The 11,336-nt window shown below is 69.9% G+C and carries 10 protein-coding genes; 5 read left to right on the forward strand and 5 right to left on the reverse strand.

Annotation, left to right across the window (positions count from 1 at the left end; translation table 11 throughout):
* Window positions 1–2 precede the first annotated feature (2 nt).
* Window positions 3–890 carry a transglutaminase family protein gene (locus tag P1P70_RS31465; RefSeq protein ID WP_319243833.1) on the reverse strand — a complete coding sequence of 296 codons (888 nt, stop codon included), beginning with the start codon at window positions 888–890 and terminating at the stop codon, window positions 3–5.
* 283 nt (window positions 891–1,173) lie between these two features.
* Here P1P70_RS31465 and P1P70_RS31470 point away from each other — a divergent pair, with 283 nt between their 5' ends.
* Window positions 1,174–1,905 (forward strand): hypothetical protein, encoded by a 732-nt coding sequence (locus tag P1P70_RS31470; RefSeq protein ID WP_319243819.1) that lies wholly within the window; start codon window positions 1,174–1,176, stop codon window positions 1,903–1,905.
* Window positions 1,906–1,980: 75 nt separating this feature from the next.
* On the opposite strand, the gene P1P70_RS31475 is transcribed toward P1P70_RS31470, so the two are convergent.
* Window positions 1,981–2,706, reverse strand: coding sequence for a response regulator transcription factor (locus P1P70_RS31475; protein WP_319243820.1), 726 nt, complete (start codon window positions 2,704–2,706; stop codon window positions 1,981–1,983).
* Window positions 2,707–3,087: 381 nt separating this feature from the next.
* Between P1P70_RS31475 and P1P70_RS31480 the strand changes: the two genes are divergently transcribed.
* On the forward strand, window positions 3,088–4,182 hold the full coding sequence (locus P1P70_RS31480) for a helix-turn-helix transcriptional regulator (RefSeq protein ID WP_319243822.1): 1,095 nt from the start codon (window positions 3,088–3,090) through the stop codon (window positions 4,180–4,182).
* On the opposite strand, the gene P1P70_RS31485 is transcribed toward P1P70_RS31480, so the two are convergent.
* Both P1P70_RS31485 and P1P70_RS31490 read right to left on the reverse strand, forming a co-directional pair.
* Window positions 4,145–5,131, reverse strand: coding sequence for a helix-turn-helix transcriptional regulator (locus tag P1P70_RS31485; protein ID WP_319243824.1), 987 nt, complete (start codon window positions 5,129–5,131; stop codon window positions 4,145–4,147). The genes P1P70_RS31480 and P1P70_RS31485 overlap by 38 nt on opposite strands.
* 22 nt (window positions 5,132–5,153) lie before the next feature.
* Window positions 5,154–6,170: a helix-turn-helix transcriptional regulator gene (locus P1P70_RS31490; protein WP_319243826.1), complete on the reverse strand. Its 1,017-nt coding sequence runs from the start codon at window positions 6,168–6,170 to the stop codon at window positions 5,154–5,156.
* A gap of 308 nt (window positions 6,171–6,478) precedes the next feature.
* On the opposite strand from P1P70_RS31490, the gene P1P70_RS31495 reads away from it, so the two are divergent.
* Window positions 6,479–6,814: a hypothetical protein gene (locus P1P70_RS31495; RefSeq protein ID WP_037702762.1), complete on the forward strand. Its 336-nt coding sequence runs from the start codon at window positions 6,479–6,481 to the stop codon at window positions 6,812–6,814.
* A gap of 220 nt (window positions 6,815–7,034) precedes the next feature.
* On the opposite strand, the gene P1P70_RS31500 is transcribed toward P1P70_RS31495, so the two are convergent.
* Complete coding sequence (locus P1P70_RS31500) at window positions 7,035–7,448, reverse strand: pyridoxamine 5'-phosphate oxidase family protein (RefSeq protein WP_319243828.1); 414 nt, start codon at window positions 7,446–7,448, stop codon at window positions 7,035–7,037.
* Between the two features lie 140 nt (window positions 7,449–7,588).
* Here P1P70_RS31500 and clpB point away from each other — a divergent pair, with 140 nt between their 5' ends.
* Together clpB and P1P70_RS31510 are read left to right on the forward strand one after the other, a co-directional pair.
* Window positions 7,589–10,267, forward strand: a complete 2,679-nt coding sequence (clpB, locus tag P1P70_RS31505) for an ATP-dependent chaperone ClpB (protein ID WP_319243830.1) — start codon at window positions 7,589–7,591, stop codon at window positions 10,265–10,267.
* A gap of 149 nt (window positions 10,268–10,416) precedes the next feature.
* The gene (locus P1P70_RS31510) at window positions 10,417–10,953 is read left to right on the forward strand and encodes a YbjN domain-containing protein (protein ID WP_239756280.1); all 537 of its coding nucleotides are present in this window, start codon (window positions 10,417–10,419) and stop codon (window positions 10,951–10,953) included.
* Window positions 10,954–11,336: the final 383 nt, after the last annotated feature.

Raw genomic sequence — 11,336 nt, forward strand, 5'->3', positions numbered from 1 at the left:
CCTCACGCCACCCGCGTGAACTCGATCGTCACCTCCGGCGGTCCTCCCGCCACCCCCCGGTAGATGCCCTTGTGGGGTGTCACGTCGTCGTAGTCGCGGCCCCGGCCCACGACCACGTGGGACTCGTCGGCGGGGACGCGGTTGGTGGGGTCGTAGCCGGTCCAGTCGCCCGCCCAGTACTCGACCCAGGCGTGGCTCTGGCCTGCGACGGGGCGGTGGAGTTCGGCCTCGCGATCCGGGTGGAGGTAGCCGGAGACATAGCGGGCGGGCAGGCCGAGGGCGCGGAGCATGCCGAGGGTGAGGTGGGCGATGTCCTGGCAGACGCCGGCCCCCTGGTCCCACGCCTCGGCGGCACTCGTGTGCACACCGGTCGCGCCCGGCACGTACGCCACGCGGTCCGCGACCAGGGAAGAGACCGCGACCGCCGTCCCGTGCGCGGACAGACCCTCCGACGCCTCCCGGGCCCGGTCCACCAGATCCTGCGGCAGCGTCGTACGGCCCGTCGCCGTCAGGTACTCCAGGAGGCGGGAGTCGGCGGTCGCCCGGCGGATCTCCGCCCGGTCCGGCGCCTCCGGGAGCGGCTCGGGCGGGGACGTCTCCACCAGGCTGGTCGCCGTGATCGTCAGGTCGGAGTGCGGCTCGATGAGGTCGAAACCGGTGACCTGGGTGCCCCAGTAGTCCCAGTACGACCAGGTCGGCGTGGAGGGGTTGACCAGGACCCGGGCGTCCGGCGTGGTCTGGCCGGGCAGCGTCAGCGGCGTCATGCGGACCTCGTTGTGGGAGGAGGCCGCGGGCTGGGCGTACGCGACGCGGGTGGTGTGCCGGATGCGCAGGCGCCGGGTCGGCCGAGGAGCCGTCGCGGCCGTCGCGGCCGTTGCGGGCAGGTTCATCGTGCTCACGCGCCTTCCTGGGCCCATTCGACGGCGCCCCTGGTACGGGAAGAACTTCTCGGCGACCGCCTCCGCCGAGGCCATGCACGCCTGCTGGAGGTCGCGCAGCAGCGCCGGCAGCCCGGCCTCCAGCGACTCGGAGTCGAGGTATTCGAGGTGGGTGCGCAGAGCGCCGATCGGACGCCGGGCCGGGTCCTGGCGGGGCCGGCCGAGCGCCGACACGAGGTCGGCCGATACAGCCGCCTTCGAGCGGGCGTTGGGCTCGGGGACCGGGGTCCTCGCCGTGCGGCAGGACCCGCGCAAAGGCCGGACGGACCTCGTGGCCCCCTGCGCGGTGTGGCGCGGGCTCGATCTCCCCTGCCCGGAGTCGGCCACCGAACTGCGTACTACCCAGCATCCCGGCCTCGCGCAGGTCGTGGAACTGGAGCGGTCTGTGGGAGTGAGGCTGTACGCCGCGACAGGGGACGTCGCCGAGGCGGTGCGGACGACCGAGGACCCGATCCTGATGGTGCTCGCCGACGACGGACGGGAGCTGTCGACGGCAGGGGTGCACCGGGCCGCCAACGAGCACCTGGCGATGGCGACGACGGTGACCGTCTTCGCCGTGACCGGAACGCTCGGGGGCAGCGGTGAGGGCATCGCGGCACAGCAATGGCTCGAACTGCTGTCCGTTTGCGGGGTGCTGGTCATCGTGGTGGTGGCCGGTATCGGGTCCGTCGCCCAGTTCGTACGGGCCGGGCGGGAGTTGGGGCCGGTCTCTGTACTGACCGGGGACAGCCGGGTGTACTACGCCGTCTCCGTGTGGTCCTTGTTGGTGCCCGTCGTCTTCGCGGTGTGCGCGGCGGTCGCCGTGACCTGGTTCGTGACCACGCCGCTCATGGCCGACTCGGCGAGTCGGCTGTCCGCGCTGTCGGCGGTGGGCGGCGCGGGACTGCTCTGCGCCGCGGTGATGGCGTGGTGGGGCGCCCGCACGGCGGCGACGACGGGCTCTGTGTGGCGCCCGCGCAACGACTGACCCCGCCGCTCGGGGTTTCAGGGGTACAGGGACAGGGGCTCAGGGGTGCCGATCGGCACCCCTGAGCCCCTGCTGTCAATGCGGGTGGGGAATCAGCGCACCGCTCGGCCGGAAGCCGCTGCTGGGACCACTGACCGTGCCCGTGATCGGGCCGGGGCGCCCGACCGGTCGCCCGGTGGCCTCGGTGGATCTGCCGACGCCCGCCTGCCAGGCGATCCGCGCGGCCAGCACACGGTTGTCCACCCCGAATTTCGTATAGATGGCGCGCACATGGTCCTTCACGGTGTGTCCGCTGATGGCCAGGGAATCGGCCACGTCTGCATTCGGCAGACCTTGTTTTAGGAATTCAAGGATTTCCTGCTCGCGTGGACTGAGCGTGGATATCAAATTCTGTGCGGCAGACGTTTCCTCACTCAGCCGGTCGGGCTGTGTGAACTGCTCCCTCACGAAAGCGGCCGCAGTGGGTGCGAGGGCGAGGCCGCCCGCCGCGGCGGCCCGCACGGCCCAGCCGAGGTGGGTGACGGAGCCGTCGCGGAGCAGGATCCCGTTGACGCCGTAGTGCAGCAGCAGCCGGGTCGCCTGCTCCGAAAGACGGTTCACCAGGACGATTCTCGGCAGGCCGGGGGTGGTCGGGCCCAGATCGCCGAGCGCGTCGTCCGGGCCGTCGTGGAGTGTGACGAGCAGGTCCGGACGGGCCGTCCGCGCGAGGTGCGACGACTCGTTCGCGCTTCCCTCGCCCACGACCCGGATCCCCGTCTCCTCTTCCAGGACGCGCTTGACCCCGGCCCGGTCCAGCGGCACGCGCCCGATTATCACCACACGTAACAACATTGCCTCCCCGCTTCATGGCGAACCGAAGAACCTCGTCGAGGGGGAGCAGAGGAGCGTGCCCGGCGGGTTGTTCTGAGGTGCCTCATGCCACGCGTGAGTCCCCGCACGAGGATATTCGCGCGCGAATTATGGGCATAGCGTGATCGATTTCAATGAGTTCACTCACTCTGCACGGAACGTACATGCTGTCGCTACCTTCAGCTTGCTGTAGAGCGGACTGCCTGAGGGGTGAAGATAGAGGTCCATAGGGTGTGTTACTGGTGCATAAATGCGGTGCAGCCGTGTTGCGGAGCCGGTGCGGGCCGCGCATAGTTGCGCTGCGAAGGGCTGGAACCGGGGGTGAATTGGGTGATGGCCGGGCACGCGACCGAGGAGCATCCGCACGGTGCCGACCGGCTCTGCGCGGCCGGGGACCGGGTGTACTCCAGAGCCGTACGACGTGGCCGGGTCCCGCGCGCGGACGCCGACCCCGTGCCCTGTCTGCTCGAACTCGCCCTGCTGCACCCCGACCCCGACGACATGGGCTGGCTGGTGCCCACCTCGCCGCAGGAGGTCATGACCCGGCTGCTGCGCGGTGTCCACGCCGAGGTCAGCGCCAGTCAGGCCCGGATGGGCGCGGCGGTGGACGCCGTCGAGTGGTACGCGGGCCTCGGCGGCTCCCGGGCCCGGCAGTCCGCGGAGAGCACGGCGATCCGGGTGCTCGACGGGCTGTCCCGGATCCGGGCGGCGATCGACGAGGCCACCGACCGCTGTACGACCGAGGTGCTGACCGTGCAACCCGGCGGCATCCGGCGCGAGGACGAGCTGCGCGAGGGGCTGCACCGGGCGCTGGCGATGTGCCGGCGGGGTGTGCGGATGCGGGACCTGTACACGCATGTGGCCCGGCACGGGCAGGGCCTGCACAACTACATGGAGCTGATGGGGGAGTCGGCGGAGGCCCGCACCCTGGACGAGGTCGTGGAACGCCTCATCGTCTTCGACCGCACGGTCGCCTTCATCCCCGCGAACTCCGACCGCACCATGGCCCTGGAGATCCGCCACCCCGCGCTGGTGGAGTACCTGGTCACCGTCTTCGAACGCCTGTGGCGCCTCGGCGTCCCGCTCGCCGCGTCCCTCCCGTCGACCGGCGTCGCCGGCATCACCCACCGGGAACGGTCCATCGCGGCGCTGCTGGCGGAGGGCCACCAGGACGCGGTGGTCGCGGAGCGGCTCGGCATCAGCGTCCGCACCTGCCGCGCCCACATCGCCCGCCTCTCCGAACGCCTCGGCGCGGCCAGCCGCACGCAACTGGGCGTCCGCATCGCCGAGGCGGGCCTGGACGGGCCGCCTCGCTCCTCCCCGGACGACGTCCCGGCCCTGCCGGCCCCGGCCACCACAGCCCCTGCGGCCTCCACAGCCCCTACGGCTTCTACGGCTCCTGCTCCAGAATCCCCGACCGTCCGATGAGATAGCCCAGCTGAGCCCGGCTCTCACTCCCGAGCTGGGCGGCGAGCTTGGCGATGTGGAGGCGAGCGGTACGGACGTTGAGCCCCAGCCGGTCGGCGATGGACGTGTCGGTGTGGCCCTGCACCAAGAGGCGGGCGATGGCACGTTGACGCGGGGTGATGCCGTCGATCACGGGCAGTTGGACGGTCTCGGGGTACATGGGCGTGGCCAGGTGCCAGAGGCGGTCGAACGTGGTGGCGCAGAAGGCGATCAGCGCGGGATGACGGATCTCCAGAGCCATGGTCAGGTCGCTGCTGGCGGGGATGAAGGCCACCGAACGATCGATGAGGATGAGGCGGTCGGTGACCTCGTCGAGGGTGCGGGCCTCGACGTCGCCCCGTAATTGTTCGTAGCGGGCCATGGCCATGGGGGCGTGGCGGAGCGTGTGCGGGTAGAGGGTGCGGATACGGGCACCCCGGTCCAGCAGTGACTGGTCACGCTCGAAGGCGACGACGTGCGGGGCGGGTTGCCCGTGGTAGTTGGTGTGCGGCTGGATGCAGAGGAGTTCCTGCGTGGCTCCTGCCATGGCCTCGGTGATGGCGGTGTTGATCCGTTCCTTGCTGCTGAGCACGGTGATCGCAGGGGGGCTGTCACCCGCCGGGTCGGTTTGGCGCTCCGCGATCCGCAGCAGCGGCTCGAAGGCTGTCGCCAACCGCTCCTCACGGCGGCGTTCCTCAGCAACCCTGTCCTCGATGTCGCGCAGCAGTCTGTGCAGGGCGGTCGTCGGGGCCGCCGGCTCCAGCCAGGACGGGTCCTCCATCGCCGGGTGCAGCAGCCCGGCCGGGACCAGACAGGGCGCCGCTGTCACTTCCTCGCCGCGCACCCGCCCGTCCCGCAGCGCTCGCGCGTACAACTCAAGGCCGGCTGCGCACAGTTCGTCGACCCGATGCCCGTGGACCTCGCCGGTCACCTGTACTCGCCTCCCTCGCCCGTCAGTGGCTCTGCCCCTGCTCCAGGATCCCCGACTGCGCGATCAGATAGCCGAGTTGGGCCCTGCTGCCGCTGCCCAGTGCCGTCGCCAGTTTGGCTATGTGGGCGCGGCAGGTGCGGACGTTCATGCCCAGGCGTCGTGCTATGGCCTCGTCCACGTGGCCTTCGACGAGGAGCTTGGCGATGGAGTGCTGGATGTCCGTGATGCCGTCGGGGGCCGTTTCGTACGGGGCGCCGGCGGTCAGGGGGACAGCGCGGCCCCACATGAACTCGAAGACCTTGACCAGGTAGCGCACGAGGCCGGGATGTCTGAGTTCCAGGGCGACCTGCTGGTCGTCGCGGGTGGGGATGAAGGCCACGGTGTCGTCGCAGATGATGAGGCGCTCGACCAACTCGTCGATGGTGCGGTATTCCACCTTGCCGTCGGACAGCCGCGCCACGTAGGCCAGCTTCTCCGGGTTGTGCCGGGCCGTGTGTTGATAAAGGGTGCGGATCCGCACACCACGTTCGATCAACGGTCTGTCACGTTCAAGCCCTTGGAGCAGGTTGCGCTCCGATATGCGGTTGCTCGGCTGGACCGTCAGCACCTCGATCTGGCACTCGGCGGTGGCCAGGTTCAGAGCCGCCTGGATCTGCTCGCCGCCTTCCAGCACTCTGATCGCGTGCGTCGGGGCCGACACCTGGGCGCTGAGTGCCATAAAGGGTTCGAAGGCGTCGCTGAGCTCGATCGACCGGCGCCGCTGTTCGGCGATCTCGCGCTCTATCGGGTTGAGTCGCTGGGCCAGTGCGACCGAAGGGGGAACGGGACGAAGCCAGTTCGCGTCATCAGGGTCGGGATGGAGCAGGGGGAACTCCATGAGGCAGGGGGCGGACTCCACCTCCTCGCGTGCGATGCGTCCCGTCCGCAGTGCGTGTGCGTAGAGACGTGCTCCCTCGTCGCACAGATCAGCCACCGTGTGGGGATGTATCGCTTCAACCCGATTTTCCACCAAATCTCCACCCCCCAGGGTCCTGAACATGCAGGAACATGATGCATCGATTATGTGGCCATGACGTGCCCGAATGAGCCATCGTCGTACTCGACGGGGGAAGAGGGACCTTCAAGTGAGGACGAAGCCGACTATGCGCAAGAGAATGCTTCGCTCGGTGCTTGTCGCCGCCTTCTCCACCGTTGTCGTTTTCGGAGCGCTGAGCGGTCTCTCCGAAACGAAGGGTGACATTCGCGCGGACACCAGTTGGCCGGCGGTGGTGGAGTCGACGGCACTGGCGCGGGCCGCAGACACGACTTGGCCGGTGCCCCCGGCCGACGACGGAGCAGGGAGCTGATGTGACCACTCCGCCTGACGACCGTTCCTTCCGGCGCGAGATGGCCACCGCCTATCGCTCCGGCTGGCACTTCATCGACCTGGCCACCGCCATCCCCCACAGCGGTGACTCGTTGATGGTGACCGTGTTCGGCGAACCGGTGGTGGTGACCCGGGACGAGGACGAGGACATCCGGGCGTACCGATGTCTGCGGCGACCGCGCGGCGCGCCACAGCCAGTACGGTGTGCCGTTCGGTACGGGATGGTCTTCGTCAATCTCGACCAGCGCGACCACCGGCTCGCCGAGCCGGAGACCCCGGCCTCCACGGCCGTCTCAGCCACCCCCCGCAGTGCCTGAAGCGATCCCCCGTCGTTTCACATCGCTCAGGCGCTTCCCCCCAGCAGCGGCGTCACCGTGACCTGAACACGGTGACGCCGCTGCAGGTTTACGGCGACATTTCGGGATGGCCCCCGATGTCGGCGCCCCCGTGTCCGCCCGCTCATCTGTCCGAAAAAAGGTCAACCGGAAGCGGACGGTCACCGTCGGCGCGCGGGCCGCGCCCGGTCGCACCCGTGGGTCAGCCTCGTCCCAGCGCCCGTGTCAGCTCGATCTCGATCACCACGCGCTCCGGATTGGGCCGCGGCTCCCTGCCGTACCGCTCCGCGTACCGCCGCTCGGCCTCCGCGACCCGCTCCCGGTCCTCGTGCACCCGGGCGAGCCCCTCCAGCGTGGCCCAGCGCGCCCCCTCCAGTTGGCACACCGCGACCCGGGCCCCCTCGGCGCCCGCGGCGCGCACATGCCGCGCCTTCGCGCTCCCCGTACGGGTGATCACCCGAGCGAGACGGGCCCCGGGTTCGTATGTCACTCCGACCGGCACCACATGGGGGCTGCCGTCGGCGCGGAGGGTGGTCAGTGTGCAGAGGTGGCGCTCCTGCCAGAAGGCGAGGTAGGCGGCGTCCGGGTCATCCAGGTCCACTCGATAGATGCTCACGGTCTGGAATGTAGCGGCCGACCCGGCGGCGAGTCCGGGGGAACCCCTCCCAGCGCCACCTTGAGTGGAATAGACTCAACTTTATGTACGTTGCTCACGTCACCGTGGCTGACGGCTGACGCAAGGAGGGAAACGCGAACGTGGACGCCGAGCTGACCAACAGGAGCCGGGACGCGATCAACGCGGCCAGCAACCGGGCCGTGTCCGAGGGACACCCCGACTTCACCCCCGCCCACCTGCTGCTGGCTCTGCTGCAGGGCCAGGACAACGAGAACATCACGGACCTGCTCGCCGCCGTGGACGCCGATCAGGCGGCCGTGCGCGCGGGCGCCGAGAAGATCCTGGCCGGTCTGCCCAGCGTGACCGGCTCCACCGTCTCGCCGCCCCAGCCCAACCGTGAGCTGCTGAGCGTCGTCGCCGAGGCCCAGGCCAAGGCCAAGGAGCTGGGCGACGAGTACGTCTCCACCGAGCACCTCCTGATCGGGGTCGCGGAGAAGGGCGGCCAGGCCGGGGACGTACTCTCCCGGCAGGGGGCGAACGCCAGGAAGTTGCAGGAGGCGTTCCAGAAGGCAAGGGGAGGACGCCGGGTGACGACCGCCGATCCGGAGGGCCAGTACAAGGCCCTGGAGAAGTTCGGGACCGACTTCACCGCCGCCGCGCGGGAGGGCAAGCTCGATCCCGTCATCGGCCGGGACCAGGAGATCCGGCGGGTCGTGCAGGTGCTCTCTCGCCGGACCAAGAACAACCCCGTCCTCATCGGTGAGCCCGGCGTCGGCAAGACCGCCGTCGTCGAGGGGCTCGCCCAGCGGATCGTCAAGGGCGACGTCCCCGAGTCCCTGAAGAACAAGCGGCTCGTCTCGCTCGACCTCGGCGCCATGGTCGCCGGGGCGAAGTACCGGGGCGAGTTCGAGGAGCGGCTGAAGACCGTCCTCGCCGAGATCAAGGACTCCGACGGGCAGATCATCACCTTCATCGACGAGCTGCACACGGTCGTCGGCGCGGGCGCCGGCGGCGACTCCGCCATGGACGCCGGCAACATGCTCAAGCCGATGCTGGCCCGCGGCGAACTGCGCATGGTCGGCGCCACCACCCTCGACGAGTACCGCGAGCGCATCGAGAAGGACCCGGCGCTGGAGCGCCGCTTCCAGCAGGTGCTGGTCGCCGAGCCGACCGTCGAGGACACCATCGCCATCCTGCGCGGACTCAAGGGCCGCTACGAGGCTCACCACAAGGTCGTCATCGCGGACGCGGCGCTGGTCGCCGCCGCCACCCTCTCCGACCGCTACATCACCTCCCGCTTCCTCCCCGACAAGGCCATCGACCTCGTCGACGAGTCCGCCTCGCGGCTCCGGATGGAGATCGACTCCTCGCCCGTCGAGATCGACGAGCTGCAGCGGTCCGTGGACCGGCTGCGCATGGAGGAGATGGCGCTCGACAAGGAGACCGACGTCGCCTCCCGCGAGCGTCTGGAGCGTCTGCGCCGCGACCTCGCCGACAAGGAGGAGGAGCTGCGCGGCCTCACCGCCCGCTGGGAGAAGGAGAAGCAGTCCCTCAACGCCGTCGGTGAGCTGAAGGAGAAGCTCGACGACCTGCGCGGTCAGGCCGAACGCGCCCAGCGCGACGGCGACTTCGACACCGCCTCCAAGCTCCTCTACGGCGAGATCCCCACGCTGGAGCGGGCGCTGGAGGAGGCCTCCGAGGCGGAGGAGGAGGCCGCCGCGTCCAAGAACGCCAAGAACACCATGGTCAAGGACGAGGTCGGCTCCGACGACATCGCCGACGTCGTCGCCTCCTGGACCGGCATCCCGGCCGGCCGCCTGCTGGAGGGTGAGACCCAGAAGCTGCTCCGCATGGAGGACGAGCTGGGCCGCCGCCTCATCGGCCAGACCGAGGCCGTACGGGCGGTGTCCGACGCCGTACGCCGCAGCCGGGCCGGTATCGCCGACCCGGACCGCCCGACCGGCTCCTTCGTCTTCCTGGGCCCCACGGGCGTCGGCAAGACGGAGCTGGCGAAGGCCCTCGCCGACTTCCTCTTCGACGACGAGCGGGCCATGATCCGCATCGACATGTCGGAGTACAGCGAGAAGCACAGCGTGGCCCGGCTGGTCGGCGCGCCCCCCGGCTACATCGGCTACGAGGAGGGCGGCCAGCTGACGGAGGCCGTCCGCAGGCGCCCGTACTCCGTGGTCCTGCTCGACGAGGTGGAGAAGGCCCACCCGGAGGTCTTCGACATCCTCCTCCAGGTCCTCGACGACGGCCGGCTCACCGACGGCCAGGGCCGCACGGTCGACTTCCGCAACACCATCCTGATCCTCACCTCGAACCTGGGCAGCCAGTACCTGGTCGACCCCGTCACCACCGAGGCGGAGAAGAAGCAGCAGGTCCTGGAGGTGGTCCGGGCCTCCTTCAAGCCCGAGTTCCTCAACCGCCTGGACGACCTGGTCGTCTTCTCCGCGCTGAACAAGGAGGAGCTGGAGCGCATCGCCAAGCTTCAGATCGACCGCCTCGCCAAGCGCCTCGCCGAGCGCCGCCTCACCCTGGAGATCACCCCCGAGGCCCTGGCCTGGCTGGCGGACGAGGGCAACGATCCGGCCTACGGCGCCCGCCCCCTGCGCCGCCTCGTCCAGACCGCCATCGGCGACCGCCTCGCGAAGGAGATCCTCTCCGGCGAGATCAAGGACGGCGACACGGTCCGCGTGGACACGTTCGGCGAGGGAGAGGGCCTGATCGTGGGACCGGCGACGCTCGGGCCGACCGCCTCCGGAACGGACGGCACGACCTCCCCGTCGTCCTCCCCGTCGATGGAGAAGAACCCGTGACCGGGGGTACTCGAAAGGTTCCCGTCCACGCTCGTAGCTGAATCCCTTCCCGGATCCGGCCAAGGGCGACGAACCACGCGGGGCGGGGGTTGCCACTCCCGCCCCCGCATGGGGGAGGATGGCGGAATCCGTACGAAGGGAAAATCACGGTGAGCATCGACCCGTCCTCGATTCCGAACTTCGGGGGCCAGCCCGAGCCGCAGCCCGGCCCGCCGCCCGGCCCCGTGGTCCCGGATCAGGACCTCGTGAAGCAGCTCCTGGACCAGATGGAGCTGAAGTACGTCGTCGACGACGAGGGTGACCTCGCGGCGCCGTGGGAGGAATTCCGTACGTACTTCATGTTCCGTGGCGAGGGTGACCAGCAGGTCTTCTCGGTGCGCACGTTCTACGACCGCCCGCACCAGATCGACGAGAAGCCGGCCCTGCTGGAGACCATCGACGACTGGAACCGCCGCACCCTGTGGCCCAAGGTCTACAGCCACACGCACGACGACGGCACGGTCCGCCTCATCGGCGAGGCCCAGCTGCTGATCGGCACCGGCGTCAGCCTGGAGCACTTCGTCTCGTCGACGGTCAGCTGGGTGCGCGCCGCCATCGAGTTCGACAAGTGGCTCGTCGAGCAGCTCGGCCTGGCCGAGGACGTCGACGAGGCCGAGAAGCCCAAGGACGACGAGGGCGACGCGTAGCAGCCGCGCCGCCCCGCACCTCTCCGCGGCCACCGGGCGGTCATCGGCACCGGTGGCGACGGGGGGCCTGGCCCACGACGGCCGGACCGCCCCGCACCCGCAGACAGACGTATAGGAGACCGGCCAGAACGCCCGCCACCACGGCGGTGCGTTCCGGCCGGTCTCTCGTTCGCCGGTGTCTCGTCGGCCGGGCGTCGGCCGCCGTCCGTCTTCCGGGCTCACCGTGCCCTTGTCCGCGAAGCTGCCCCTCCTGCCCCCTCTCCGGACCCCCGGGACAGCGGGAAACCCCGAAGCCCCGTTCTGCGTCGTCAAATCAGAAAACAGCAGATAGTTACAGCGAGACGAAGCTAAATTGTTGATGCTCGTCGAGCTAGGCACCAAAC

This window comes from Streptomyces sp. MB09-02B (genome assembly GCF_033794485.1).
Lineage (GTDB): Bacteria > Actinomycetota > Actinomycetes > Streptomycetales > Streptomycetaceae > Streptomyces.